Source organism: Citrobacter sp. Marseille-Q5395 (assembly GCF_947057495.1).
Taxonomy (GTDB): domain Bacteria; phylum Pseudomonadota; class Gammaproteobacteria; order Enterobacterales; family Enterobacteriaceae; genus Citrobacter; species Citrobacter murliniae.
Window position 1 is genome coordinate 113594 of sequence record NZ_CAMSEL010000007.1, and the last position, 26573, is coordinate 140166.

General features: G+C 48.7%; 24 protein-coding genes. 6 read left to right on the forward strand and 18 right to left on the reverse strand.

Annotation, left to right across the window (positions count from 1 at the left end; translation table 11 throughout):
- Positions 1-8 precede the first annotated feature (8 nt).
- Genes OH663_RS10190 through OH663_RS10200 form a run of 3 tightly spaced genes read right to left on the reverse strand, consistent with a single transcriptional unit; the run spans position 9 to position 2464 of the window.
- Entirely contained in the window at positions 9-1148 is a 1140-nt protein-coding gene (locus OH663_RS10190) for a M20 metallopeptidase family protein (protein ID WP_048221063.1), read from the reverse strand.
- Positions 1149-1166: 18 nt separating this feature from the next.
- Positions 1167-1625, reverse strand: coding sequence for a hypothetical protein (locus OH663_RS10195; protein WP_045444921.1), 459 nt, complete (start codon positions 1623-1625; stop codon positions 1167-1169).
- Between the two features lie 2 nt (positions 1626-1627).
- The gene (locus OH663_RS10200) at positions 1628-2464 is read right to left on the reverse strand and encodes a DUF3100 domain-containing protein (protein ID WP_200012753.1); all 837 of its coding nucleotides are present in this window, start codon (positions 2462-2464) and stop codon (positions 1628-1630) included.
- A 288-nt stretch (positions 2465-2752) separates the two neighbouring features.
- Here OH663_RS10200 and tdcA point away from each other — a divergent pair, with 288 nt between their 5' ends.
- Positions 2753-3691 (forward strand): transcriptional regulator TdcA, encoded by a 939-nt coding sequence (gene tdcA, locus OH663_RS10205; protein ID WP_200012754.1) that lies wholly within the window; start codon positions 2753-2755, stop codon positions 3689-3691.
- 170 nt (positions 3692-3861) lie between these two features.
- On the forward strand, positions 3862-4194 hold the full coding sequence (locus OH663_RS10210) for an RcnB family protein (protein ID WP_200012760.1): 333 nt from the start codon (positions 3862-3864) through the stop codon (positions 4192-4194).
- Between the two features lie 67 nt (positions 4195-4261).
- Here OH663_RS10210 and OH663_RS10215 read toward each other — a convergent pair whose 3' ends face one another.
- From OH663_RS10215 to apbC, 6 genes are all read right to left on the reverse strand, one after another.
- On the reverse strand, positions 4262-5245 hold the full coding sequence (locus OH663_RS10215; RefSeq protein ID WP_200012761.1) for a fimbrial protein: 984 nt from the start codon (positions 5243-5245) through the stop codon (positions 4262-4264).
- Positions 5246-5256: 11 nt separating this feature from the next.
- The gene (locus OH663_RS10220; RefSeq protein WP_200012762.1) at positions 5257-7740 is read right to left on the reverse strand and encodes a fimbrial biogenesis outer membrane usher protein; all 2484 of its coding nucleotides are present in this window, start codon (positions 7738-7740) and stop codon (positions 5257-5259) included.
- Positions 7741-7754: 14 nt separating this feature from the next.
- Complete coding sequence (locus OH663_RS10225; protein WP_200012763.1) at positions 7755-8435, reverse strand: fimbrial assembly chaperone; 681 nt, start codon at positions 8433-8435, stop codon at positions 7755-7757.
- Positions 8436-8500: 65 nt separating this feature from the next.
- Positions 8501-9037 carry a fimbrial protein YehD gene (gene yehD / locus OH663_RS10230; RefSeq protein WP_200041991.1) on the reverse strand — a complete coding sequence of 179 codons (537 nt, stop codon included), beginning with the start codon at positions 9035-9037 and terminating at the stop codon, positions 8501-8503.
- 274 nt (positions 9038-9311) lie between these two features.
- The gene (locus tag OH663_RS10235) at positions 9312-9593 is read right to left on the reverse strand and encodes a DUF2574 family protein (RefSeq protein WP_045444945.1); all 282 of its coding nucleotides are present in this window, start codon (positions 9591-9593) and stop codon (positions 9312-9314) included.
- Between the two features lie 261 nt (positions 9594-9854).
- Positions 9855-10964: an iron-sulfur cluster carrier protein ApbC gene (gene apbC / locus OH663_RS10240; protein ID WP_200041992.1), complete on the reverse strand. Its 1110-nt coding sequence runs from the start codon at positions 10962-10964 to the stop codon at positions 9855-9857.
- Between the two features lie 164 nt (positions 10965-11128).
- Between apbC and metG the strand changes: the two genes are divergently transcribed.
- Positions 11129-13162 carry a methionine--tRNA ligase gene (metG, locus tag OH663_RS10245; protein WP_045444951.1) on the forward strand — a complete coding sequence of 678 codons (2034 nt, stop codon included), beginning with the start codon at positions 11129-11131 and terminating at the stop codon, positions 13160-13162.
- Between the two features lie 66 nt (positions 13163-13228).
- Here the strand turns inward: metG and OH663_RS10250 are convergent, their stop codons facing one another.
- From OH663_RS10250 to OH663_RS10260, 3 genes are read right to left on the reverse strand one after another with little or no spacing between them, the layout of a single operon-like run.
- On the reverse strand, positions 13229-13699 hold the full coding sequence (locus tag OH663_RS10250; protein ID WP_045449699.1) for a YehS family protein: 471 nt from the start codon (positions 13697-13699) through the stop codon (positions 13229-13231).
- Between the two features lie 46 nt (positions 13700-13745).
- Positions 13746-14465, reverse strand: a complete 720-nt coding sequence (btsR, locus tag OH663_RS10255; RefSeq protein ID WP_045444954.1) for a two-component system response regulator BtsR — start codon at positions 14463-14465, stop codon at positions 13746-13748.
- The gene (locus tag OH663_RS10260) at positions 14462-16147 is read right to left on the reverse strand and encodes a sensor histidine kinase (protein WP_045444957.1); all 1686 of its coding nucleotides are present in this window, start codon (positions 16145-16147) and stop codon (positions 14462-14464) included. The genes btsR and OH663_RS10260 overlap by 4 nt, the downstream gene beginning before the upstream one ends.
- A 225-nt stretch (positions 16148-16372) precedes the next feature.
- Between OH663_RS10260 and mlrA the strand changes: the two genes are divergently transcribed.
- Complete coding sequence (gene mlrA / locus OH663_RS10265) at positions 16373-17104, forward strand: HTH-type transcriptional regulator MlrA (protein WP_045449701.1); 732 nt, start codon at positions 16373-16375, stop codon at positions 17102-17104.
- Positions 17105-17155: 51 nt separating this feature from the next.
- A complete protein-coding gene (locus OH663_RS10270; RefSeq protein ID WP_003027354.1) occupies positions 17156-17263 on the forward strand; it encodes a protein YohO in 108 nt (35 codons plus the stop codon).
- On the opposite strand, the gene OH663_RS10275 is transcribed toward OH663_RS10270, so the two are convergent.
- From OH663_RS10275 to bglX, 5 genes are all read right to left on the reverse strand, one after another.
- Positions 17244-17975, reverse strand: coding sequence for an ABC transporter permease (locus OH663_RS10275; RefSeq protein WP_200012769.1), 732 nt, complete (start codon positions 17973-17975; stop codon positions 17244-17246). The two genes, OH663_RS10270 and OH663_RS10275, sit on opposite strands and share 20 nt — an antisense overlap.
- Positions 17959-18906, reverse strand: a complete 948-nt coding sequence (locus OH663_RS10280) for an ABC transporter ATP-binding protein (protein ID WP_200012771.1) — start codon at positions 18904-18906, stop codon at positions 17959-17961. The genes OH663_RS10275 and OH663_RS10280 overlap by 17 nt, the downstream gene beginning before the upstream one ends.
- Positions 18899-20008 carry an ABC transporter permease gene (locus OH663_RS10285; protein WP_200012780.1) on the reverse strand — a complete coding sequence of 370 codons (1110 nt, stop codon included), beginning with the start codon at positions 20006-20008 and terminating at the stop codon, positions 18899-18901. The genes OH663_RS10280 and OH663_RS10285 overlap by 8 nt, the downstream gene beginning before the upstream one ends.
- A 72-nt stretch (positions 20009-20080) precedes the next feature.
- Positions 20081-20998 carry a glycine betaine ABC transporter substrate-binding protein OsmF gene (osmF, locus tag OH663_RS10290; protein WP_045444969.1) on the reverse strand — a complete coding sequence of 306 codons (918 nt, stop codon included), beginning with the start codon at positions 20996-20998 and terminating at the stop codon, positions 20081-20083.
- Positions 20999-21195: 197 nt separating this feature from the next.
- Positions 21196-23493 (reverse strand): beta-glucosidase BglX, encoded by a 2298-nt coding sequence (bglX, locus tag OH663_RS10295; protein WP_200012772.1) that lies wholly within the window; start codon positions 23491-23493, stop codon positions 21196-21198.
- A gap of 231 nt (positions 23494-23724) precedes the next feature.
- On the opposite strand from bglX, the gene dld reads away from it, so the two are divergent.
- A complete protein-coding gene (dld, locus tag OH663_RS10300) occupies positions 23725-25464 on the forward strand; it encodes a D-lactate dehydrogenase (RefSeq protein ID WP_200012773.1) in 1740 nt (579 codons plus the stop codon).
- 66 nt (positions 25465-25530) lie between these two features.
- On the opposite strand, the gene pbpG is transcribed toward dld, so the two are convergent.
- A complete protein-coding gene (pbpG, locus tag OH663_RS10305) occupies positions 25531-26478 on the reverse strand; it encodes a D-alanyl-D-alanine endopeptidase (protein WP_045444975.1) in 948 nt (315 codons plus the stop codon).
- Between the last annotated feature and the right edge of the window lie 95 nt (positions 26479-26573).

The following is a 26573-nucleotide window of genomic DNA, read 5'->3' on the forward strand; positions in this document are numbered from 1 at the left end:
CGGGATCGTCACAAACCAGCAAGCATGGCAAACAGTGTGGCACCAGTAAGAATGCAATTCTCATTAACAATAAAGGGATTAGAATGCAGCGGGTTGCTAATTCCTTTGCTGTGATCGCCACTGCCAAGAAAGAAAAAGGCACCTGGCTTTTCTTCCAGGAAAAACGAGAAATCCTCAGATCCCACCATTGGCGGATGCCCGGTCAGGACATTTTCACTCCCAAGGAACTGACGGGCAATATCTATCAATTTCTGGGCCTCTGCTGGATGATTACTGATAGCCGGGTAACCCTTCATTTCAAGTTCTGCGGTATACCCTCTCCGACGAGTCTCCTGAATTTCTTCCATAAAATGCCGAATCATTGTTTTTTGGACATCTTTATCAAATGAGCGAATAGAACCCTGCAACTCTGCCGTTCGGGCTAAAATATTGGGCGCTTCACCAGCTTTAAGCATACATGTGGAAATCAGTGCGGCTTTGTTGGGATCAACGTGATCAGTAATAATTGCTCTGAACTCATTCAGCAGACGGACGGCTTCCGACAACGCATCCAATCCCAGATGCGGGGCAGAAGCATGAGCACTCTTGCCTTCAATCATCAACCTGAACTGATCGCCGTTAGAGGACATGATGCCCGGACTAATGGCTATCTGACCGCAATCTATCTGCGGGTCATTATGCAAACCGTAAACCTGATCAACTCCGTCCAGGCAACCTTTCTCGATCATTCCTTTTGCCCCTCCACGGAACATTTCTTCCGAAGGTTGGAACAAAAAGCGTATGTTAGCCTTAAGGTTCATCCGCTGATCGCTCATGATCTTCGCGGCAGTCAGTGCGATAGCCATATGCAGATCATGTCCGCACAGATGCGCAGCCCCAGGATACTGAGAGATAACCACCTCACCGGGTTTTTCTGTTGCCGGTAAAGCATCCATATCAGCGCGGAATGCAATCACTGGAAAAGCCGTATCGACATATAGGTCGGCATAAAAACCCGTATGAAAACAATCAGTAACTGTATACCCCATATCTTTGAGCTGATGAATACAAAAACTCCGGGTTTCACATTCCTCTCGGCCCAGTTCCGGGTACTGGTGAAAATGTCGACGCATGCTGATGCCGTAATCAAGGTAGGTTTGATATTCCATAATTTACTCGCTTGTTAATCAGATAATGCCCTGGATGTTCAGGATGAACTGGGCCACAAAAGCAGCGCCGAAGAAGGCGGTGGTAAAGACCAGTAATGAAATGATGACAATGCGCCAGCTGAGAGATTTCAGTTTGTCGAGACTGTTTCCAACAGACAGTCCTGCGAACGCCAACAAGGGTGTAGTCGTGGCCAGAAAATCAATCCTGTTGGTGTAACGCATGAATATTTCACTCACTGGTGAGTATGGAATGCTGAGTAAGAGTGCAATCAGTGTGGCCCATGCAAATGCAGGAAGCGGCAGTCTCGGCAGCCAGGCTTTGATTTGCAGTGATACCAGAATAATGGCCAACATCATCAACGCACCGGGGATTGCAGCCAGTGGGGACATCCCTTTTCCAACCCACTGAGCGACCAGAACCAGGGCAATGCACGGAATAATGATGCGGGTACTCGCAAGGTGTTCTTTAAGTGTCATGGTTATTTCTCCGCTGGGATCTGGGTATTTTTATGAGGTAACACGCGATACATCAGGTTACTCAGGGGAAGAGCAAGAAAGATCAGTGCATACATACCCGTGAATGCGGCCAGCATGTTACTTGTTGCAGCGAATGCCAGAATTTGCGAGGACATTGCAGGTACGGCGGCGGCAAGTGAGGCGGAAGCTGCGGCCATCATACTTCCGGAGCCCAGTCCACAAGCGACAGCCAGAGATAAGGGGTTCAGTCCAATTTGCAGCCCTAATGGACTAATGATCCCGAAATAGACTGTTCCGATAACCGAGCCGACGAGGTAAGTACCAAGAACACCAGTGCCTTCCGGACTCTCGATACCATATTTTTCGCCAATAACGCCCAGTGAAGGTTCACGAGAAATACTTGAGCAAGCACCAATAGATTCCCGGCGCATCCCTAGCATCAGGGCAACTGGCATGGCGATTAACACTGAACCAAGGTTGCCAATTTCCTGGAGGATAAGAGCAGGCCCCGCATTAATCACCGCCCTAATGTTTGGTCCCACCAGAGTGCCATATTTAACGCCCAGGGGAAGCAATGCCAGCATCACCACATTGCCGGTGATGCTTATTTCTTTACGAGAAATAAATTTCCCGAGTGGTTTTATATAGTTGCCCAACAAATCAGGGGTTATTATAACGCCAAGGATAACGGCGTAGAGCATCGGTAAAAAATTAATAGTTGTTTTACCGATGTGTATTGAAGTCACTCCAATCCATTCAGATACAACCACGATAATTAACACTGCGATTATTATTTTAACCAATGAACGTTCATTTTCACTTTTATCATATGAACTCATGATCAGACTCCATGATAGAGAACTAAGGGGTACGGGTTTATCATGAAGTCAAATAATCCAGAGCATAAGACTGTGAAAAACTATAGTGATAAAAAAAAGTTATCACTGTTTCCGTTATTTTGATTTAAGTCAAAAACGAAGAAAAAATAGATATTATTTTACGAACAAAATCAACACTATAAAGCAAATCGTTATCTGTATCACAAAATAAAAAAAGCCATTTTTGCTTAGTCTGCGCATTTGTTTTATGGGAATATAAGTATAATTACTTTGTATGAGAGCTTATTTATGCATGCCCTGCCAAAGACACAATATTTTATCGTGTTTCAGGAAGTCGTTCGCTGTGGGAGTATCCGGGCTGCAGCAAGATCGTTGGGACTCACACAGCCCTCGGTTACTAAAACCATTCATGATATTGAAGACTATTTTGGTACAGAGCTAATAATCAGAAATAACACCGGCATTGAATTAAGTGATGCTGGCAAAATATTACTTCCGCATGCCAGAACGGTTCTTAAAGATTTATCGCTGGCCGTCAATGATATGCGCAGGATCCTCGATGAACCGGTTATGGAACTCGCTTTTGGATTTTCATCTCTGATCGGTTTTACCGCAATGCCGGATATTATTACGCAGTTTACCCGGCGCTATCCGATTGCTCAGATATCAATGAAGGAAGCCCAACTCTCATCCCTGCTACCGGATTTGCGGGAAGGCAGACTTGATTTCGCTATTGGAACAGTGACATCAGATATGCCAGTTCAGAATTTGTATGTCTGGCCACTCTTTAGTGCAGAGTTTGCATTCATTTCCCGGCAAGATCACCCCCTTGCAGCATGTGAAACATTGAACGCTCTGCGACAAGCTCGCTGGGTATTGCCCCAGACAGATATGGGATACTACCAGGCGTTGTCCGAGTTGTTAGAGCATAACGTCGTCAACACTGACCGGGTAATACATACTGACTCAGTGATCACTATTTTTAATCTGGTGATGCATGCTGGGTATATCACGGTACTGGCGCGAGCAATGTCATCCCCTTTCGAAGGATTTCAGTTGCGGGAGCTACCTGTCAGGGAAATTCTTCCTCAGGCCCGTTACGCCCTGGTTTGTCCCCGGAATAAAAGAATGAGTTCAGGTGTTGAGGCACTGGTTTCCGTTATCCGAAATTATGACTGGTCGCGGTTTGCTGGACTCAATGTTACGGAGAATTCTCCCTCATCCTGATTAGCCCGATTCAACGCCTTACCGACCTACATCATGAGTGGCGTATCTCTACGTTTTTATTTACACTTTTTACGAAATTCTGGGAGTCATAACAAAATAGTGCTTGTCAGAAGCCCTGTACGATGAGAATGATACACGACTGATTTTGACGACCCGAATAAGTAGAGAGGATGGGTATGAAGAACAAAACGTTGTTGGGTGCATTATTACTCACGACCAGCGTTGTTTGGGCCGCGCCAGCCGCAACAGCTGCCCCCAAGGGGATTGATAAGTATGAGCTAAGTGGTTTTATTGCCGACTTTACCCATTTCAAACCAGGAGACACAGTCCCTCAGCTGTACCGTACTGATGAGTACGCCATTAAGCAGTGGAATCAGCGCAACCTGCCAGCACCAGCCGCAGGCACACACTGGACCTATATGGGTGGCGCATATGTACTGATTAATGATGCCGACGGGAAGATCATGAAAGCCTATGACGGCGAGATTTTTTATCACCGGTGATAAAATACATACACGTACTTTCGGAATGAAAGTACGTGAGTTCACCAGACTGTCATAATAATATTAATTAATCATAGGATACAGCAAATATCACTTTGCTCTGCATTTCACCTGGTTGCAATGGTTCCTCTGCGACTCGCACGTACTTTGCGATAATCGGAAACGTGTACTGATTACTGATTGCTGCCATTTTAACAATCCTGTTCATTAATATATCTCCGCGTCTTAATGGCGTAGTCGCAGTGCTATTATATATTTGGAAGCCAACGCCTTTTGCACCATTAATGAAGGTATTTTTCAATATTGTACCACTCTCGTTCCAGTCACCACGTGAAACGATAAAACTTACCGGATTAGTAGTAACGTTGTACACACTATCGCAGTTCAATACCAGATTTGCAGTACCTGATTTGGTATTAGTCGTGCCTACTATGTCATTTAATGTGGTCTCTGGCATTTGGATTTTGTATGTAGATTCTGAAAACCGGCAGGTTGTAGGTTTGTGTGTCACAGTAAAATTAATATTCTGAGTAAAGGCTGAAGAGTTTGACAATCGTCCTGTAATCCAACAATAGAGATAACTTAACCAGTTGGATGTACAGGTGTTTTCTGAGGTAATGCTCACAGAGGGATCGCTCAGATTAAATGCATTGCCAGATACCGTCTGCTTTGCAGTTCCTGAATTTACATAAGATGCCGTCACTGTAAAAACTTTATCATTCAGTATTTCTCCGGCACTAACCGTTCTATTTCCTATGCTTACAGGAAAACCATCTCCGGTTAAGTTAATCTTAATTAAAACTCTATTACCACTACTACCCTGAAAAGCAACAATATAGTCCTGCAATGGCGTGGCGTAATATAAATTATCACTATTGGCATTGCATTTTATATTACCAGTAGCGTTGATATTTAGTTTCACTACCGCAACTCCTGTGGTCATATCCAGATTAACTACTGGCGTTGCCGCGTTTGAATTATCAAAAGTACACTTCGCCTGTAACCCAAAGGATGACAACAGCAAAAATATTAGACATATATACTCTTTCATATTTATCATCCTTACTGGCAAATATAGACTTTGCTCTCATCAATCATCTTCTCAAAGATAATTGTGCAGAATTGTCCCTGTTGTTTATTAACCGCAACACGCACAGAAGCAGGAATGTCGTCGGTGCGAATAAATAATCGACTGCCCTGGCCGACCAAACCAACGTAATTGCCGGTATTATCCTCCACTTCATAGCCAAACGATAATGGAGAACCATCCGTCCGTTGAGCACGGAAGTTCCAGGATTTACGCCGGTCAGTTTCAAACTCCGCCATCACAACCGCGCCACGATAAGGCACTGTGCCTTTGTGATTTCCCAGTAATGTCACATCGCTGTTGCTGTCGGAAAGATCAAGCATCAGCATATTTTCGCGGTATGGAGTCAGACTGTCATAAACAGCATAGCCTTTGCTGTCCGTCGTTAAATAACGCTGTCCCTGCACCGCCGCACCCTGCAGGCCTGGGGCTTTTATAATGGCGAAAGTATCTGAAAGTCGGGGAGTTAGGGCGACACCGTCAGACCACGCCACAATCCCTCCCTGAATATTGCCGCTGACCTGTTGATATTGATTCGATTGACTGTAACTGCCGCCGAGCGTCGCCACTGGCATGCGCCATACTAAACTGCCGCTCGCCGCGGTCTCACTTCCCTGCTGCTGATGACTGAAATTAGCACCGTAGCTGAATTGATCACGGTTACCCACTACCCCACTTAAGCTGGTGTTATTCGACTGATAACCGTCATCATCGAACGTCGTTGAATTGGAAACAAACAGATCGCGCCGCCGAGTGGCAATCCCATCGCCCCAGGAGAATGGAATAGAGATATACAGGTTAAAACGTTTATCCTGACGGTTTTCTTCATCATACGTCTGGCTGGCAGATAAGGTATAACTGATACGTTGCCAAGTGTTCGAGTAGCTCAACTGATAATCTTTACCGGTTCCGCTACGGCCCCAGTAATCGCGCCACAGGCCGCTAACGGCCAGAAATCCCCAGCTATCAGGTAATGCCTGGTTGATGTTGAGGGAAAAGCTATTCTTACGACCAAAGTCATATTGGTAGTAGTCTGCAATGTCATACGCATCATTTTCGTCTCGATCATAACTATTTTTGTTATTCGCCCACACATGATCGTTGAAAGTACGGTAATCCCGCGAAGAGTAGCGATAGGCCGCCAGCGCAAACTGAGTTCCGGTCTGCGCGACATATTTGTTCCACGCGACCTGATAACTCTGCCCGTCAAAAACGCCGTTATCCTGTTCACTGTGTGAGCGAGTTCCATCTACCGAGATCGCACCAATCGGCGTATTCCATCCAGTACCGAGCACAAATGAATAGTAGTTCTCCGACAACATTGAACCACCATATGCAGTTAGCAGATTATTCAATCCATACTGATAACTACCCTGGATAAAATCAGACTGATTGCTCGCACCTTCAATATTGCTACGTCCGGCAGCGAAATCATATTTCGCTACCCCAGCCTGCAACATATTGGGTACCGATGAATAAGGCACCAGATAATGTCTTATCGAACCATCGGCCTCTTTCACACTAACATCCAGATCCGCGCCACCACCGGCAAGCTGCAAATCATCAATAGCGAAAGGCCCCGGAGAGACCTCTTTCTGATAAATAACAAAACCGTTTTGTTCAATAGACACCAGCGCGTTGCTCTGCGCTATGCCACGAACCACCGGTGTAAAGCGCTGTTTCGAGTTTGGCAACATTTGCATATCACGCCAGATACGTACGCCGCGAAACCGTACAGCGTCAAAAATATCCGAACTGGTATACATGTCTCCAGCGCGCAACGTGCTAAGGATCGACGGAATACCACGTTCCACATATAAGGTATTACTTTTCCACTCACCTCTGCCCTCGTTGCCTTTCGTATAGTTAGCATTCGAATGCAGTTGCCAGTCCAGTACGTTCAATCCGCTGTTCAGACTCACATAACTGCTTTTATCATCGCCACCATGCTTATAATTACTGTAATACTGGCTGGCATAATAAGAAGTGTAAAATGCGTTAATCCCTCGTTCCCAGGTTTCGGGAGGCATATAACCCGACTCATATTCATTCACATATGCCTGAGGCACGTTCAAATTCAGTACAAATTGCCCGATATCATACCCAATGCTACCACCCTGTACTGCCGCACGTAGCGGTACGCAATCTTCATTTTTATCAGCTTTAATACCTTCAGTACGAATACCAATTTGCTGCAACTGCTCCCATGATAAGCATGTCATCTCCGGGTCAGCTTTAATATTGATATCGTAATGCCCGCGCCACTGCTTATTTAGATAGACATCCATTTCATACATGCCGGGCATCGGCTTATCGCCATCAATCTGATAGTGAGAAATTTTCTCACCATTTAAACCACCGATCATAAAATGAGTATCAAACGATTCCTCTTCAGCCCATACGGCTGGATTCGTTAGCACTGACAAAATGGCCAGTGTAATAGAATTTATCTTTGACATAGCCAGTCCTTGAGCTATTTATCGACTTTTATATTTTCACTCAAGTAATTGCCGTGATCATCAATAAGAGTAACTTTGTAATAATTAACAATAGTGGTGGTATTCAGCGTTTTATCCGACCATGGCGCCAGCATCAACGTTTCTGTATTGATTTTTTTATTTCCCATTAACTCTGGAATAGTTATCCAGTTAGCCGAATCATTTTTTATATTTAAACCACCACCGATATACCTGATCTTCAGATGGGCAAAACTATCTTTAGTTACACCAGCAACACTTTGTGGACGGTAAATAAATTTAATACGATTTTGCATAGCAAATTTAATTATATTCTTATTTTCGGAGCCTGATGAATTAGGAGGAATATCTAATACATTAAGGAAAAATAAGCTTTCTCGATCTTTCGGTAGAGTATTTGCCAGTTGTTTAATTTTCAGTTGCTGACCGGAACCGCCACTGACACGAACTACCGGCGGAGTCATCACAAACGGCACCTGAATTTTCTCTGGTGGCAGACTGGTATCACCATCGTCAATCCACGACTGGACAAGTGCGCTGCGATTACCTTCATTCATTAACTGTACAATAATCTCTTTTTTTTGCGCCGGATAAATAACACGGGTGCCGTAAATATAGATGCCCCCCCACGCTGGCAATACTGTGCCAAGCAACAATAAGACTAGTATTTTTTTCATTATAATTATCCTTGCTACAGAAATAACCGGCGGCCATAGCCGCCGACAAAAAGGATATTAATCAATTAATCAGTAACAACGGTCATTGTCAGTGAAGAAGCAACATCACCAGCAGTAACAGCATTGCCAGCTTTCGCATAACGGGCTTTAAAGTTCAGAATATATTTGTTATCACTTGTCTTGGTTAAATTAATACCCGTACCAGGGTTAACCTGTTGAGTAAAATCATTACCATAGTAAACTGCAAAACCAGCACCATTACTCGATGCCGTATTCCGTGTAATGTACTTATTTGCGCTGTCGAATTGAGAACTGGAGAAAGTAATTCTTGGCGCTTCAGTACCCGTACATTCAACTGTCAGAGGTGTTGTTGTCTGATTAGAATATCCATCATAAACTCCCCCCGGAGTCAGAGCATTCAACCGGTCAGCACCAATCTGGTTCATGCCGATTGTCGCAGTAGTATCTCCCACAAATTTACATGTCGTTCCTGTTACCTTACCGGTAATAACCAACTCGCCCTGGTCAGAATCAACAGCAAAAGCCCCAGCGCTCATAAATACAGCAGTCAGCACAGCAGCAGAAATAACTGAACGTTTCATAGTATCTTCCTTAATGAATTAATTTCTATTTGTAAGAGCTGTTAACTCCGGGAATTAAATTCTCATAGGAAGATCGTTAACGCAATGTAAACGCATTGTTTTATTGATTTAAAACAAATGAAATCCAGCAATATAATTGCAACAAATAAATTTCATTTAACAATATATTAAGAATTAATAAATCGATGCAATTAACTGTTCGTAATTATCCATTAAGCAAATAAAAAATACACACATTATTCATTGAAATAATATGTGCTGAATAAAATAGATATTAGTCATAACGATTTAGCACAATCTGTCGCGTTGCATCACCCTGGACGGCAACGACTTCGGTCATCACGCCTCTGGCTGGCGCTGAAACCACATCGGATGTACTGGAAAGGTGGGTGGTATTACCACATCGCTGTTGGAGTTGATTTTCCACAACATCGGTACTGCAGGTGGGAGCGGTGACCGTTCCGCTAATGGTTAATGTCGCAGTATCAGAAGCAAAGGCAGGTGAGCCTATTCCATAACCCAGAACTATTATCCCCATCAGCAAACGGTTTTTCATTTTTAACGTTATTCCTGTAGTTAACGTAAAACGGCATAAACACAGTTTGTTCAGTGTCCTGTGAGCGAAAGTATCCGCCCCGACCAATAGAAATTGTAGATTAAGGGAATAGATTTGATCAATTTAAATGATGGGTTACAGATTTATTTTTGGATAAAATTGAGGTTTATTAACTCAGGGTAAACAATAAATCGCGACTATTTATTTAAAATATTCACCGCATCAATAATTTATTAATGCGGTGAATATGTGCAGCGTAAATTACACGGCGCGGAAAGCAATCTCACCCGGGATCACTTCTCCCTGCCAGTAAAGCTGTGCTGCCACACGTCCCGCCAGGTCGCGGTAAATCGCCGTGAATTCGCTGTCAGGGCGGCTGATAACCGTCGGCGTGCCACGATCGAGATCTTCGCGCAGGGTAATATGCAGCGGCATTTGTCCCAGTAGTTGGGTATGGTACTGTTCTGCCAGTTTCTGCGCACCACCAGTGCCAAAAATCGGCTCGTGATGGCCACAGTTACTGCAGATATGCATACTCATGTTCTCAACAATGCCTAATACCGGCACTTCCACTTTTTCAAACATGACGATGCCTTTTTTAGCATCGATTAGCGCGATATCCTGCGGCGTAGTCACAACAACTGCCCCTGTCACCGGAATGTTCTGCGCCAGCGTCAACTGAATGTCACCAGTACCCGGCGGCATATCCAGTACCAGATAATCAAGATCCGGCCATAAGGTCTCCTGCAGCATCTGCAGCAGCGCCTTGCTGGCCATTGGGCCTCGCCACACCATCGCGTTGTCGTCCGTTACCAGATAACCAATGGAGTTGGTTGCCAGGCCATGAGACATAATCGGCGCCATATGAGTGCCATCTGGCGAGGTCGGACGCTGATTTTCTGCACCGAGCATGGTCGGAATAGAGGGACCATAAATATCGGCATCAAGAATACCGACTTTCGCCCCTTCTGCCGCGAGCGCCAGTGCAAGGTTAACGGCAGTAGATGATTTACCTACCCCACCTTTACCTGAACTAACGGCGATGATGTTCTTCACACCATTAATACCCGGCTGGTTTTTCACGCGCTTCAGCGTCGCAATGTTATGCGACAGCTTCCAGTCAACCGCTTTCGCACCAGTGATACGCAGTAAATCGGCACTGCACTGCTCTTTTAATACCTCAAACGCACTGTGCCAGACGAATGGCATGACCAGCTCTACGTGCAACGTGTCATCCATCCAGGCGACATGATGCAACGCTTTAAGCGTCGTCAGATTATGCTTCAGGGTTGAATGCTGAAAATTCGCCAGCGTCCCGGCGACCATGGCGCGCAGGGTTTCTGGTGATTTGGCCTGGGATTGTGGGTTCATCCCGACTCCTTTTTGTTGTTCTGAAAATACGATTGTCATCGGGTAGTTTACTCCAACCGTCGCAATTATTCATTTGTGGATAAATGTCCTTATCGCTTGGCGCAGTAATTACCATTTTGGTACTATCAAAGCCCTTTTCACTACAAAAGAAGTAATTGCCCACTATGACTCAAGTCGCGAAGAAAATTCTGGTAACGTGCGCGCTGCCGTACGCCAACGGCTCTATCCACCTCGGCCATATGCTGGAGCACATCCAGGCTGATGTCTGGGTCCGTTACCAGCGAATGCGCGGCCACCAGGTTAACTTCATCTGCGCGGACGACGCACACGGTACGCCAATCATGCTGAAAGCACAGCAACTTGGTATCACACCTGAGCAGATGATCGGTGAAATGAGTCAGGAGCATCAGACTGATTTTGCAGGTTTTGACATCAGCTACGACAACTACCACTCAACGCATAGCGAAGAGAACCGCGAGTTGTCCGAGCTGATTTACACACGCCTGAAGGAAAACGGTTTTATTAAGAACCGTACCATCTCCCAGCTTTACGATCCGGAAAAAGGTATGTTCCTGCCGGACCGTTTTGTAAAAGGCACCTGCCCGAAATGTAAGGCTGCGGATCAGTACGGCGATAACTGTGAAGTATGTGGCGCGACCTACAGCCCAACCGAACTTATCGAACCGAAATCCGTCGTTTCCGGCGCGACGCCGGTAATGCGTGACTCCGAACACTTCTTCTTCGACCTGCCGTCGTTCAGCGAAATGCTGCAGGCATGGACGCGCAGCGGCGCGCTGCAGGAACAAGTGGCAAATAAAATGCAGGAATGGTTTGAATCCGGCCTGCAGCAGTGGGATATCTCCCGCGACTCGCCGTACTTTGGTTTTGAAATACCGAACGCTCCAGGCAAATATTTCTACGTCTGGCTGGACGCGCCGATTGGCTACATGGGCTCCTTCAAGAACCTGTGCGACAAGCGCGGCGATACCACCAGCTTTGACGAATACTGGAAGAAAGATTCCGACGCCGAGCTGTATCATTTCATCGGTAAAGATATCGTCTATTTCCACAGCCTGTTCTGGCCTGCCATGCTGGAAGGCAGCAACTTCCGTAAGCCGACCAACCTGTTCGTACACGGTTATGTCACGGTAAACGGTGCGAAGATGTCCAAGTCTCGTGGTACGTTCATTAAGGCCAGCACCTGGCTGAAGCATTTTGATGCCGACAGCCTGCGCTACTACTACACAGCGAAGCTCTCTTCGCGTATTGATGACATCGACCTGAACCTGGAAGACTTTGTTCAGCGTGTTAATGCCGATATCGTCAATAAAGTGGTGAACCTGGCTTCTCGTAACGCAGGTTTTATCAGTAAGCGTTTTGATGGCGTACTGGCGGCAGAACTGGCCGATCCGGCTCTGTACAAAACCTTTACCGACGCCGCAGCAGTTATTGGTGAAGCATGGGACAGCCGTGAATTTGGTAAAGCCATTCGTGAAATCATGGCGCTGGCAGACGTAGCAAACCGCTACGTCGACGAACAGGCTCCGTGGGTTGTCGCGAAACAGGAAGGCCGTGACGCCGACCTGCAGGCGATTTGCTCTATGGGGATCAACCTGTTCCGTGTACTGATGACGTACCTGAAACCGGTTCTGCCAACGCTGAGCGAGCGTGTCGAAGCGTTCCTGAACACAGAGCTGAGCTGGGATGCCATTCAGCAGCCTCTGCTCGGCCACAAGGTCAACACCTTTAAGGCGCTCTACAACCGCATCGACATGAAACAAGTTGAAGCGCTGGTTGAGGCGTCCAAAGAAGAGGTGAAAGCCGCAGTTGCACCGGTTACCGGTCCGCTGGCGGATGACCCGATTCAGGAAACCATCACCTTTGACGATTTTGCCAAAGTTGACCTGCGCGTAGCGCTGATTGAAAACGCTGAGTTCGTTGAAGGTTCCGACAAGCTGCTGCGCCTGTCGCTGGACCTGGGCGGTGAAAAACGTAATGTCTTCTCTGGTATTCGTTCTGCTTATCCGGAGCCACAGGTGCTGATTGGTCGTCTGACCGTGATGGTTGCTAACCTGGCGCCGCGTAAAATGCGCTTCGGTATTTCGGAAGGGATGGTAATGGCCGCAGGCCCTGGCGGGAAAGATATCTTCCTGTTAAGTCCTGACGAAGGTGCAAAACCTGGTCAGCAGGTGAAATAATCCGCATAAAAAAACGCTGCTTCGGCAGCGTTTTTTATATCGCGGTTCAGTACAGATAAATACGCGCTACGCTTTCTTTGCGTGTTCGCGAATCACCAAACCACGCAGGAAATAACGCAGGAACTGATCCCCACACTCACGATAGTTTTTGTGGTCCGGCGCGCGCATCATCGCGGTGATCTCCGGCATCGACACGCGAAACTTCTGCTGGGTCATAATGGCCAGAATGTCATCGGTTTTCAGTGAAAAGGCGATACGCAGTTTTTTCAACACCGTGTTGTTATTAACGCGGCGCTCAAGTGCCAGTTCAGGCGCAGAATCATCTTTACCGCGCTTATGGTAGATAAGGCCGTTTAAAAAACCGGAGAGGATGATATCAGGGCAGCGAACAAAACCCTCTTCATCTTCTTTCGTCATCCAGGTGTCGAAACCTGCGGAGGTGGATTCCATGTCGGCGAGCGCAAGAATACGCACCATGTCATTATTATTCGCTTTCAGGGTGTAGCGCAGGCTACGAAGAATGTCGTTACTTAGCATAGAGTCTTCAACTGTCGGTGATGCAATGGCGCGCAGTGTATCAGTTTTACAGTCCAATCGCCTCTTTTAGACTTTTAAGATAACGACGACTTACCGGGACCGTCAGTCCGTTGCGTAAAATCAATTCTGCCTGGCCGTTATCTTCCAGGCGGATCTCCTGTAATTGCGCCATGTTAACCAGGTATTGTCGATGGCAGCGCAACAGCGGAGTACGGCTTTCCAGTGTTCTCAATGTAAGTTCAGTAAAGCCTTCTTTACCATCGCTGCTGGTGACATAGACACCGCTCATACGACTGCTGATAAACGCCACATCATCCATTTGCAGCAGATAGATACGGCTATGGCCAGTACACGGAATAAACTTAAGCATCTGCTGGTTTTCCGGCAGCAGCGACACATCCTGCTTGGTACGTTCCTGACGTAAACGGATCAGCGTTTTCTCCAGCCGCGTTTCCTCTATCGGCTTGAGCAAATAATCAAAGGCGTGTTCTTCAAAAGCTTTAACCGCATATTCATCGAAAGCGGTCAGAAAAACGATATACGGACGATGCTCCGGATCAAGCATACCGACCATTTCCAGGCCACTAATCCGCGGCATCTGAATATCGAGGAACAATACATCCGGGCGCAATTTATGTACTGCACCGATGGCCTCAACCGCGTTCGAACACTCCCCCACAATCTCAATGTCACTTTGCTCCTGCAACAGGATCCGCAGATTCTCCCGCGCTAACGGTTCATCATCCACAATCAACACCTTGATCATGCCAGTTCCTCCAGAGGAAGTCGTAAAGTGATTCGGGTAAAATGGTCGGGTTCGCAGGCTACGCTGATGCCAAAATCATCACCAAACCGCTCCCGCAGTCGTTTATCTACCAGATTCATACCCAGTCCGCTGGCCTCTGTTGTGGGCTGATACAATCCGGCATTATCTTCGATATCCAGCATCAGATACTGCCCTTCTCGTCGGGCAGTAATCGACACCTCACCGGTATCAAGTAGCTGTGAAGTACCGTGCTTAATGGCATTCTCCACTATCGGCTGCAAGGTAAAAGCCGGTAATTGCTGGTGAGAAAGCTCTTCCGGAACCGTTAGGGTCACCTGCAAGCGTGACTGGAATCGCGCCTTTTCAATTTGTAGATAAGCATTAACGTGCTCAATTTCATCGGCCAACGTCACAATCTCTGATGGCCGTTTTAAGTTTTTGCGAAAGAAGGTCGAGAGATACTGCACCAGTTGGCTGGCCTGTTCGCTGTCGCGTCGAATCACGGCTTTAATGGTATTGAGCGCATTAAACAGAAAATGTGGATTTACCTGAGCATGCAAGAGCTTAATTTCTGACTGCGTGAGCATCGCTTTTTGACGCTCGTACTGGCCGGCCAGAATCTGCGCCGACAGCAGTTGGGCGATCCCTTCTCCCAGCGTGCGGTTAATTGAGCTAAAAAGACGATTTTTGGCTTCATACAGTTTAATGGTCCCCATCACCCGCTGATTTTCACCACGTAGCGGGATCACCAGCGTAGAGCCTAATTTGCATTGCGGATGCAGCGAGCAGCGGTACGGCACTTCGTTACCATCGGCATAAACCACCTCTCCGGTATCAATCGCCCGTTGCGTATACGAGGATGAAATGGGCCGGCCTGGCAGGTGATGATCGTCGCCAATGCCGGTAAACGCCAGGAGCTTTTCGCGATCGGTAATCGCCACTGCGCCGATATCCAGCTCTTCGTACAACACCTGGGCGACCTTCATGCTGTTAACCTCGTTGAATCCCTGACGCAAAATACCTTCCGTCGAGGCGGCAACTTTTAGCGCAGTAGCAGAAAACGCTGAAGTGTATTTTTCAAACATGGCTCGCTTATCGAGCAAAATACGCATAAACAACGCCGCACCCACAGTATTGGTGACCATCATCGGTGCGGCAATGTTACTGACAAGGTGCAACGCATTTTCAAAAGGACGCGCAATCAATAAAATGATCAGCATCTGTACCAGTTCAGCAACAAAGGTAATCGCACCTGCCGTCAGCGGGCTAAATACTTTATCAGTGCGACCGCGGCGGGTAAGCACACTGTGTACCAGCCCTCCGAGCAGGCCTTCCACGATGGTCGAAATCATACAGCTGAGGGCCGTCATTCCGCCCATCGAGTAACGATGAAGGCCACCGGTCAGCCCAACTAAACCTCCGACAACCGGGCCACCCAATAAGCCGCCCATCACCGCACCGATAGCTCGGGTATTCGCAATTGAGTCTTCAATATGCAGACCAAAGTAGGTGCCCATAATGCAGAAGATGGAGAAGGTAACATAACAGAGGAGTTTGTGAGGCAGCCGGATGGTGACCTGCATCAGCGGGATAAACAGGCGTGTTTTGCTCATCAGCCACGCGATAACGAGAAACACACACATCTGCTGAAGCAGCAGCAACACCAGATTAAACTCGTACATACCCGCCAACCACACTTCACTTAAAAGGGCGTAACATACATGGGCTACGCTTAACTTTCTTTGAACTGTTGCAAAAAAAAAAGAATTTGTGAGAACGATCACTCAAAAGCGCCCGTCCGGACACAATATCACCCACATTGTGATCAAAAAACAATCAAAACTACCTGGTTCGCAAAAGAGCGTCTAAAGTAAAACTGGGACCTCGCGAGCATGAGTGAGACAACGATGGCGCTTTACACAATAGGTGAAGTGGCTTTGCTTTGTGATATCAATCCTGTCACTTTACGCGCATGGCAGAGACGTTATGGATTACTAAAACCGCAACGGACAGATGGCGGTCATCGCCTGTTTAACGATGCTGACATCGACCGGATCCGCGAAATCAAACGCTGGATAAATAATGGGGTACAGGTCAGCAAAGTAAAAATGTTGCTCAGTAATGAAAATATTGATGTGCATAACGGCTGGCGTGAACAACAAGAAACCTTATTGAGCTATTTGCAAAGTAATAATTTGCATAGCCTCAGAGTATGGATAAAGGAGCGTGGTCAGGATTATCCCGCGCAGACACTTAACACACATTTATTCATTCCTCTGCGGCGGCGTCTGCAATGTCAGCAGCCTGTACTCCAGGCGTTACTGGGTATCCTTGATGGCGTCCTCATCAACTACATTGCTATTTGCCTTGCGTCGGCGCGTAAAAAACAGGGGAAAGATGCACTGGTCGTCGGCTGGAATATTCACGATACCACCCGATTATGGCTGGAGGGTTGGGTTGCCAGTCAGCAGGGATGGCGGGTTGATGTGCTGGCACATTCGCTAAACCAGCTACGACCGGAACTGTTTGAAGGTCGGACTTTACTCATCTGGTGTGGAGAAAGTCAAACCCCCGCGCAGCAACAGCAACTGGATGAATGGCGGGCGCTGGGCCACGATATTTATCCACTTGGCATTTAATATTCTATTAACAAACGTGTACAATCCTTTAATCAACATAAGGAGTGCATAATGAGCGCAGCTAAAATCGGTGTAATAACCCTCTTCCTGCTGATGGCCATCGGCGGTATCGGCGGTGTAATGCTGGCAGGCTATACCTTTATTTTACGTGCCGGGTAAGGTAGTGCGATAAGCGCTCAAACCCGCGATCGACAATGACTGCGGCCAACGCGACCAACAGCGCTCCCTGAATTACATAAGCAGTATTGAATCCGCTTAGTCCGATGATAATCGGCGTTCCCAGCGTGTTTGCCCCAACGGTCGAAGCAATTGTCGCGGTGCCAATGTTAATAATCACCGACGTGCGAATTCCCGCCAGAATGACCGGAGCCGCCAGCGGAAGCTCCACTTTACGCAGTCTCTGCCCATCGCTCATCCCCATTCCGCGGGCGATATCCATCACGCTGCCAGAAATTCCCCCCAACCCCGCCAGCGTTGCCTGTAAAACTGGGAGCACGCCATACAAGGTCAGCGCAATAATGGCAGGCTCCGGACCAAAACCCATTACGGGTACGGCGATCGCCAGTACAGCTACCGGTGGAAAAGTTTGCCCCACGGCGGCGATTGTTTCCACCAGGGGGCGAAACTCAGTCCCCCATGAACGGGTTACCGCTATCCCCGCACCTGTACCGATGATCACGGCAACCAGGCTGGAGCTCCCCACCAGCGCAAAATGGGCCAGCGCCAGTGCCATAAAACTTTCCTGCTGATAAACAGGACGAGGTAACTGTGGAAACAGCGCGCCAAACAGTGCCTGGCTGTGCGGTAAGCCTGCCAGCAGGAACAGAAAAAGCGCAATAAGCCAGAGCAGCGGGTCAGACAGACGTTTCACGGTACGGTATCTCCGTAAGCAAATCGTGAAAATGAAGCGTACCGCAGGCAACGCCCTGTGAATTAACCACCGGTAAGACTTCACAACCGCGAGCCACGAAAACGGAGAGCGCATCACGTAACGTCATCTCATCGACCAGTGGTTCCCCGCACAGTTGCGTATCATGTCGCATAAAATCGCCCACAGTTCGCAGCGACAGGAGCCGCACGCCAAGTTCGCTGCGACCAAAAAATGTTTGAACGAAATCATTAGCCGGAGCGGTCAACATCGAAAGCGGTGTTCCTTGCTGCACGACCTCCCCCGCATCCATCAATACCAGATGTTCCGCCAGCTTCAATGCCTCGTCGATATCGTGTGTCACCAGCACAATAGTGCGACCAAGCAAGCGATGAATACGGGTCATCTCTTGCTGCAAGGCACCGCGCGTCACCGGATCCAGCGCGCCAAAAGGCTCATCCATCAAAAGAACCTGAGGATCCGCTGCCAGAGCACGTGCCACCCCCACCCGCTGCTGCTGCCCACCGGAAAGCTGATGCGGATATCGGTGACGCAACTCTGCTTCCAGTCCCAGTAAAGCCATCAGTTCTTCTGTTCGTTCATCAATACGCGAACGCGACCATTTTTGCAGTTGTGGTACGGTGGCAATATTCTGCGCGACAGTCCAGTGTGGAAACAATCCGATAGATTGAATGGCGTACCCCATACGCCGTCTTAACTCCAGCACCGGCAGACTGCGGATCTCCTCCCCAGCAAAGCGGATCTGACCGCTGTCATGTTCCACCAGTCGATTTATCATTTTCAACGTGGTGGATTTCCCCGAACCTGACGTGCCAATTAATACTGAAAAGCTGCCTTCGCGAAAATGCAGGTTAAGATCGTTGACCGCCGTTTGTTGACCATAGGTTTTACTGACATGGCTAAATTCAATCATCGTTTGTCACCTTCAGCAGAGCTAAGCCTAAATCAAACAACGCATCAATCAACACCGCCAGCACAACTACCGGAATCACGCCCAACAGCACCAAATCTACAGCGCTACTGAGTAGTCCCTGAAAAACCAGCGCGCCAAATCCCCCCGCGCCAATCAGTGCGGCAATGACGGCCATCCCCACCGTCTGCACCATCACCACGCGCAAACTGCGCAAGAAAACGGGCAGCGCCAGCGGGAGCTGTACCGCGCTAAAACGTTGACGCGAACTCATCCCCATTGCCCTGGCGCTTTCCAGTACATCACGAGGAACCTGGTTCAGTCCTGCCACGACACCGCGCACCAGCGGTAATAATGCGTACAACACCAGAGCAATGAGCGCCGGTGTCAGACCGGTTCCCGCAATCCCAAGCCTGCCTAGCCAGGGAAAATGATTAACCAGACCGGCGAGCGGTGCGATCAGCAGGCCGAACAACGCCACAGAAGGAATGGTTTGAATGATGTTCAGTACGGCAAATACCGGCCCCTGCCGCGATGCAGATAAAGCGCACCAAATCCCCAGCGGCACGCCAATCAACAGCGCAGGAACAACGGTTCCAACCAGGATAGTCAGATGCTGCGCCAGTGCATCATCGAAGACGTCCTGGCGATTGGTATACTCTTTGAGCAGAGAAAGATCGTTGAATGTGCCGAAGAACAGCAGCGCCAGCGGTACAACAGCAATTTGTGTATGCAGAATCCAACGCCAGAGTGGCTGAGATGTGATACGGCGAATGGCGTCACTGCATGCCAGCAGCATTAACCCCAGTCCAAGCCAGAACCCACTACCGAGGCTGGTTCTGGCCAGCGGGCTTCCCGTCTGAGCAAGCCAGGTTGCTATTTTCCCGGCGGTCATGAGTGCAGCAATCACCAGCAGTTGCATGACGACAAGCGTGAATACGCTGCCGGACTTACCGGGTTGCAAGCACAAAAAAAGCAGCAGTAAAAATAGAACCACCAGCCCCCACGCACTTGCGGGCCAGATATCCCAGAGCTGGCGACCTTCGCCGGAGACCAGGCGATTAGGGGCATAGCTGATGAAAGGAAGCGCCGCGGCAGCCATCATAAGAAGAACCAGCAGCAACAGCACCCGGTTGACTGATATCTTTGACACGACACTCACCTGCTGCAAAATCCGTTACTTCACCCATCCTTTTTGCTTCAGGTAGTCTGCTGCAACTTTTTTCGCATCCAGCCCTTCAACGGCGATACTGGCATTAAGTTGTTGCAGCGTTTTTTCATCCAGGCTGGCAAATACCGGTCGCAGCCATTCCTCTATTTGCGGATAAGTCTTCAATACCGATTCACGCACGACCGGCGCAGGAGCATAAATTGGCTGAACACCTTGCGGATCACTTAAAGTTTGTAATCCCAGTGCGGCTACGGGACCATCGGTTCCATAGGCCATTGCTGCATTAACGCCCGATGTCTGCTGCGCAGCGGCTTTAATTGTCACCGCCGTATCTCCCCCAGCCAGCGATAAAAGCTGGTTCTGATTAAGCTTGAAGTCATACGCTTTTTCAAAGGCGGGAAGTGCGTCAGTCCGTTCAATAAATTCCGCGGAGGCAGCCAGTTTGAATGTTCCGCCCTCTTTCAGGTAGCGCCCCAGATCGGCCAGTGAAACGAGTTTGTTCTTTTCAGCAACGTCCTGACGTACCGCGATGGTCCAGGTATTGTTAGCAGGCGCTGGTGTTAACCAGACCAGTTTATTCTGTTCTGCATCCAGCTTTTTGACCTTTTCAAATCCAGCCTGAGCATTTTTCCAGGCCGGATCATTTTCATCTTTAAAGAAGAAGGCACCATTTCCGGTATATTCCGGGTAAATATCCAGCTCACCAGACGTTATTGCCCCACGCACCACTGGTGTGGTACCCAGTTGCACTTTATTGACAGTTTTCACGCCGTGGCTTTCAAGTACCTGCAAAATAATATTGCCGAGCAGCGCCCCTTCGGTATCAATTTTTGAACCGACCGTTACGGGTGACGCGGCCTGCAAGGGTAAGCTCACCGCAGCTAACAACACCAGCGATCCCGCCCATACCTTTGAGATTGTCATGCTGCTCTCCTCATCCTTTTATTGCCCTTTTCAGAGACTTGAGGAAAAAGCATAGACGAAAAATCTGGCATTAACCTGCCAGCTAAGAGGTCACGAAGGAAATTATTCGCACTAACCCGGTGATTCATCCCCCCCTGACGCAATATCTGCGCCCATAAAAAAGGCCGGTTTCCCGGCCCTTTATTCATCTCTAATGTTTACAGTAGCTCAAACTCACCCTGTTTCACCCGGGCGGAATCAACGCCGATGAAGACGTTAAATTTGCCCGGTTCAGCATCATATTTCATGCGCTGGTTCCAGTATTTCAGTGCCTCAATATCAATCGGGAAACTGACGGTCTGAGTTTCGCCAGGTTTAAGGTTCACTTTCTCAAACCCTTTCAGTTGTTTTACCGGACGGCTCATTGACGCGGTAACATCCTGTAAATACATCTGGATCACCGTCGCACCTTCGCGCTTACCGGTGTTGGTCACCTGCACGCTGGCCGTTACTGTTCCGTCACGTTTCATCGTCGGCGAAGAGAGCTTCACATCAGAAACCGTAAACGTGGTGTAGCTCAAACCATAGCCAAATGGATACAACGGGCCATTCGCTTCATCAAAATAGCGCGAAGTATATTTATTTGGCTTATCAGCGTTATATGGACGCCCGGTATTCAGGTGGCTGTAATAGACCGGGATCTGCCCGACAGAACGCGGGAAGGACATCGGCAATTTGCCAGACGGGTTGTAATCGCCAAACAGCACGTCAGCTATGGCGTTACCGCCTTCCGTTCCGGCAAACCAGGTTTCCAGAATCGCATCGGCCTGCTGATCTTCCTTCACCAGCGCCAATGGACGACCGTTCATCAGCACCAGTACCAGCGGTTTACCGGTTGCTTTCAGCGCAGTAATCAGATCGCGCTGACTCTGCGGGATAGTGATATCGGTACGACTGGATGCCTCATGCGCCATACCCTGCGCCTCGCCGACCACTGCGACAACCACATCGGACTGCTTCGCCACATTGACTGCTTCATCAATCATCGCCTGCGGCGAGCGCGGGTCAATTTTCACCGCCTCTTCATACAGATTGAGGAAGTCGACAATACCTTTATCGTTGGTGATATTCGCCCCTTTGGCATACACCACTTTGCCCTTCTCACCCAGTGCATTTTTAATACCTGTCAGCACCGTCACGGACTGATCGGCAACACCGGCAGCGGACCAGCTTCCCATCACGTCACGTTTGCTGTCCGCCAGCGGCCCGATAACAGCAACGGTACCTGATTTTTTCAGCGGCAACGTTTCCAGACGATTTTTCAGCAGCACCAGGCTTTCACGCGCCACGTCACGCGCTTCTTTACGGTGTAAACGACTTTCGGCGTTTGTGTCCTGCGGGTCTGACTCTTTTGCCCCCAGATGGCTGTAAGGATCGTTAAACAACCCCATATCGTATTTCACATTCAGCACGTGACGCGCAGCATCATCCAGTTCTGCCATAGTGACTTTTCCTGATTTAATCAGGCCTGGCAGATACTTACTGTAATACTCATCGCTCATGCTCATGTTAATGCCGGACTTGATCGCCACGCGCACAGCATCTTCAGGATCGGACGCGGTGCCGTGCTTTATCAGCTCTTTAATTGCACCGTGGTCGGAAACGGTGATGCCTTTAAAGCCCCAATCGTCACGCAGTACGTCTTTTAGCAGCCAGGCATCGGAAGTCGCAGGCGTGCCGTTAAGTGAATTAAGTCCCACCATCACTGCACCGCTCCCGGCGTCAAGTCCGGCTTTGTACGGCGGCATATAGTCGTTAAACAAACGCTGCGGACTCATATCCACGGTGTTGTATTCTTTGCCGCCCTCTACTGCACCATAGGCGGCAAAGTGCTTGACGCTGGTCATCACGGAATAGCGATCGGCCGGGCTTTTACCCTGCATCGCTTCCACCATGGTTTTCCCCATCGTGGCGGTTAAATAGGTATCTTCCCCAAAACCTTCAGAAGCGCGTCCCCAACGTGGATCGCGCGAAACATCGACCATCGGCGCCCAGGTCATATTCAGGCCATCGTCTGCGGCTTCATAGGCGGAAATACGCCCCACCGTTCTGACGGCATCCAGATTAAAAGACGATGCCAGGCCGAGGCTTATCGGGAATACGGTACGTTGGCCATGCAATACGTCATAGGCGAAAAAGAGAGGGATTTTCAGGCGACTGAGTTCCATCACTTGATCCTGCATTTTGCGGATATCCTGGCGCGTAACGGTGTTAAAAATCGCCCCTACCTGCCCGTCTTTGATCATCTCGCGGATGGCTTCTTTCGGGTTATCAGGCCCGACGCTTATTAAACGTAATTGCCCGATCTTCTCATCCACGGTCATCTGTTTGAGCAAATCGGTAACAAAGGCATCCCGCGCGTCAGGCGTCAGTGGATGGTTACCAAACAGGGAGCTCGCCAGCGCTGGCTGCAACGCCAGGCTCACCGCGACACCTACAGAACATAGCCATTTCATGTTGATTCTCTCTTTATTTTTTCCCGATGAGGCAGCGAAAATATAACAAAAACCGCAGTTTGCCGTAAGCCTAAACGTGAGAGGCAAAGAAAGCTAAGGTTATTCTCTGAATTTTCAAAACCGTGGTGAATGAACACAGCCAACCCAGAGACAAGCTGAATGAGAAAGCGTATTGTCATACAAAGCGCTATGCTTGTTCCTGATATTGAGTCCCACCACAAGGAGTGGAGAATGTCTTCCATTACAACAACTGAAAATAAAGCTTTTCTGAATGAACTAACCCGCCTGGTGGGTCATTCTCACCTGCTCACCGAACCTGCTAAAACCGCCCGCTATCGCAAGGGCTTTCGCTCCGGTCAGGGCGACGCATTAGCCGTTGTCTTTCCGGGTACGTTATTAGAACTGTGGCGTGTCCTGAACGCCTGCGTCAACGCCGACAAAATTATTCTGATGCAGGCCGCCAATACCGGTCTGACAGAAGGCTCTACGCCGAGTGGTAATGACTACGATCGCGACATTGTCATTATCAGTACCCTGCGCCTCGACAAGCTACACGTCATTGGCAAAGGCGAGCAGGTGCTGGCCTATCCGGGCACCACGCTTTACTCGCTGGAAAAAGCGCTTAAGCCTTTTGGTCGTGAACCGCATTCGGTTATCGGTTCTTCGTGCATTGGCGCATCTGTTATTGGCGGCATCTGCAACAATTCCGGCGGCTCGCTGGTGCAACGTGGTCCGGCATACACTGAAATGTCGCTGTTTGCACGCATTGATGAGCAGGGAAAATTACAGCTGGTAAACCATCTGGGTATCGAACTGGGCCAGACACCGGAACAGATCCTCAGCAACCTTGATGATGAACGCATCAAAGATAACGATGTACGTCATGATGGCCATCATGCACACGATCATGATTACGTCACTCGCGTCAGAGATATTGAGGCCGATACCCCGGCACGTTATAACGCAGATCCGGATCGTCTGTTTGAATCATCCGGCTGTGCGGGAAAACTGGCGGTATTCGCCGTGCGTCTGGATACGTTCGAGGCCGAGAAAAATCAGCAGGTCTTTTATATCGGCACCAATCAGCCAGAAGTGCTGACAGAAATCCGCCGCCATATTCTGGCAAAGTTTGAGCATCTGCCGGTCGCGGGTGAATATATGCACCGCGATATTTACGACATCGCAGAGAAGTACGGCAAAGATACGTTCCTGATGATTGACAAGCTCGGCACCGATAAAATGCCGTTCTTCTTTACTCTGAAGGGCCGTACCGATGCGATGCTGGAAAAAGTGAAAATTTTCCGCCCGCACTTCACCGACCGGGCGATGCAGAAGTTTGGCCATTTATTCCCCAGCCATTTACCGGCAAGAATGAAAAGCTGGCGCGATAAGTACGAACACCACCTGTTGCTTAAAATGGCAGGTGGCGGTGTAGCAGAAGCGCAAAACTGGTTGACCGAGTTTTTCAAAACCGCCGAAGGTGACTTCTTTGCCTGTACACCGGAAGAAGGCAGCAAAGCCTTTCTGCATCGCTTCGCGGCGGCTGGCGCGGCAATCCGCTACCAGGCCGTTCATGCGGATGAGGTGGAAGATATTCTGGCGCTGGATATTGCATTGCGCCGTAATGACACCGAATGGTACGAACATCTGCCGGCAGAAATTGACAGTAAGCTGGTACACAAACTCTATTATGGTCACTTTATGTGCTACGTCTTCCACCAGGATTACATTGTGAAGAAAGGCGTGGATGCTCATGCGTTGAAAGAGCAAATGCTTGAATTACTGCATGCGCGCGGGGCGCAGTACCCGGCAGAGCATAATGTGGGACATTTGTACAAAGCACCGGAAACACTGGCTCGTTTTTACCGCGAAAACGACCCTACCAACAGCATGAATCCGGGTATCGGTAAGACAAGTAAGCAGAAGTTCTGGAAAGAAAACGTTTCGGACGAAACAAAACTTTCTGATTGATTTTTCTGTAAAAAGGCCTGGCAGCGTTATGCTATCAGGCCTCTTTTTATTACCATCCCACGCTATTTAATCGTTCTGCGCAGTTTGCTCGCCCGTTGCCGAACCAGTTGCCGCCATCTGTGCGGCTTTCTGTTTTTTATAGCTCAGCGCCGCCGCCGGAACCGGCATCACTTTACCGGTCTCGATCCAGGTACGTAAGCGGCTGGCATCGGCAAAGTGGGTATATTTACCGAAGGCATCCATCACCACCAGCGCAACCGGTTTGTTATTGATAACCGTACGCATCACCAGACAGTGGCCTGCCGCATTGGTAAAACCTGTTTTGGTTAACTGAATATTCCAGTTATCGCGATAAACCAGATGGTTAGTGTTGCGGAACGGCAACGTATAAGCCGGATTAGCAAAGGTCGCCATGTCTTCACGCGTCGTACTTAGCTGACCAATCAGCGGATATTGTTTGCTGGCAATCAGTAGTTTAGTTAAGTCACGGGCGGTCGAAACGTTGTGAATGGATAACCCTGTAGGCTCCACAAAACGTGTCTGGGTCATACCCAGCGCTTTTGCTTTAGCGTTCATCGCTTTGATAAATGCGTTATACCCGCCAGGGTAATGATGCGCCAGGCTTGCCGCCGCACGGTTTTCTGATGACATCAGCGCCAGCAGCAGCATGTTTTTACGGCTGATTTCACTGTTCAAGCGCACGCGGGAATAGATACCTTTCATTTCCGGCGTCTGGCTGATATCAACTTTTAGCTTTTCATCCAGCGGCAGTCGTGCATCAAGCACCACCATCGCCGTCATTAATTTGGTAATCGACGCAATCGGACGCACAAGATCCGGGTGGTTCGAATAGATCACTTTGTTGGTATTCAGATCGACAATCATCGCACTACCAGACGCAATCTCAGGTTGAGAGGCGCTCGCGGTAGTCGCCGTTTTCGCCACGGCTTGAGGTGCAAAAGGAACGGCCAGCACCAGGGCAAGACTTAATAATGAAACTCGGAATTTCAGCATGATGAGATTTCTGATAATGGTTCACGCACGTCACAACGCACACCGCCAGAAGTAAGGGTTACCTCTGGCTAGCTCAGGCATCATAACGACCCGAC

What these genes read in the sequence shown, in the direction of transcription:
- OH663_RS10270 (WP_003027354.1), top strand. Translation starts at nt 17,156, where the DNA reads ATGAGCGCAGCTAAAATCGGTGTAATAACCCTCTTCCTGCTGATGGCC.
- OH663_RS10280 (WP_200012771.1), bottom strand. Translation starts at nt 18,906, where the DNA reads ATGATTGAATTTAGCCATGTCAGTAAAACCTATGGTCAACAAACGGCG.
- OH663_RS10195 (WP_045444921.1), bottom strand. Translation starts at nt 1,625, where the DNA reads ATGACACTTAAAGAACACCTTGCGAGTACCCGCATCATTATTCCGTGC.
- pbpG (WP_045444975.1), bottom strand. Translation starts at nt 26,478, where the DNA reads ATGCTGAAATTCCGAGTTTCATTATTAAGTCTTGCCCTGGTGCTGGCC.
- dld (WP_200012773.1), top strand. Translation starts at nt 23,725, where the DNA reads ATGTCTTCCATTACAACAACTGAAAATAAAGCTTTTCTGAATGAACTA.
- OH663_RS10210 (WP_200012760.1), top strand. Translation starts at nt 3,862, where the DNA reads ATGGGTATGAAGAACAAAACGTTGTTGGGTGCATTATTACTCACGACC.
- OH663_RS10200 (WP_200012753.1), bottom strand. Translation starts at nt 2,464, where the DNA reads ATGAGTTCATATGATAAAAGTGAAAATGAACGTTCATTGGTTAAAATA.
- OH663_RS10260 (WP_045444957.1), bottom strand. Translation starts at nt 16,147, where the DNA reads ATGTACGAGTTTAATCTGGTGTTGCTGCTGCTTCAGCAGATGTGTGTG.
- osmF (WP_045444969.1), bottom strand. Translation starts at nt 20,998, where the DNA reads ATGACAATCTCAAAGGTATGGGCGGGATCGCTGGTGTTGTTAGCTGCG.
- OH663_RS10250 (WP_045449699.1), bottom strand. Translation starts at nt 13,699, where the DNA reads ATGCTAAGTAACGACATTCTTCGTAGCCTGCGCTACACCCTGAAAGCG.
- apbC (WP_200041992.1), bottom strand. Translation starts at nt 10,964, where the DNA reads ATGAACCCACAATCCCAGGCCAAATCACCAGAAACCCTGCGCGCCATG.
- OH663_RS10285 (WP_200012780.1), bottom strand. Translation starts at nt 20,008, where the DNA reads ATGATGGCTGCCGCGGCGCTTCCTTTCATCAGCTATGCCCCTAATCGC.
- OH663_RS10190 (WP_048221063.1), bottom strand. Translation starts at nt 1,148, where the DNA reads ATGGAATATCAAACCTACCTTGATTACGGCATCAGCATGCGTCGACAT.
- bglX (WP_200012772.1), bottom strand. Translation starts at nt 23,493, where the DNA reads ATGAAATGGCTATGTTCTGTAGGTGTCGCGGTGAGCCTGGCGTTGCAG.
- OH663_RS10235 (WP_045444945.1), bottom strand. Translation starts at nt 9,593, where the DNA reads ATGAAAAACCGTTTGCTGATGGGGATAATAGTTCTGGGTTATGGAATA.
- metG (WP_045444951.1), top strand. Translation starts at nt 11,129, where the DNA reads ATGACTCAAGTCGCGAAGAAAATTCTGGTAACGTGCGCGCTGCCGTAC.
- yehD (WP_200041991.1), bottom strand. Translation starts at nt 9,037, where the DNA reads ATGAAACGTTCAGTTATTTCTGCTGCTGTGCTGACTGCTGTATTTATG.
- mlrA (WP_045449701.1), top strand. Translation starts at nt 16,373, where the DNA reads ATGGCGCTTTACACAATAGGTGAAGTGGCTTTGCTTTGTGATATCAAT.
- OH663_RS10220 (WP_200012762.1), bottom strand. Translation starts at nt 7,740, where the DNA reads ATGTCAAAGATAAATTCTATTACACTGGCCATTTTGTCAGTGCTAACG.
- btsR (WP_045444954.1), bottom strand. Translation starts at nt 14,465, where the DNA reads ATGATCAAGGTGTTGATTGTGGATGATGAACCGTTAGCGCGGGAGAAT.
- tdcA (WP_200012754.1), top strand. Translation starts at nt 2,753, where the DNA reads ATGCATGCCCTGCCAAAGACACAATATTTTATCGTGTTTCAGGAAGTC.
- OH663_RS10225 (WP_200012763.1), bottom strand. Translation starts at nt 8,435, where the DNA reads ATGAAAAAAATACTAGTCTTATTGTTGCTTGGCACAGTATTGCCAGCG.
- OH663_RS10215 (WP_200012761.1), bottom strand. Translation starts at nt 5,245, where the DNA reads ATGAAAGAGTATATATGTCTAATATTTTTGCTGTTGTCATCCTTTGGG.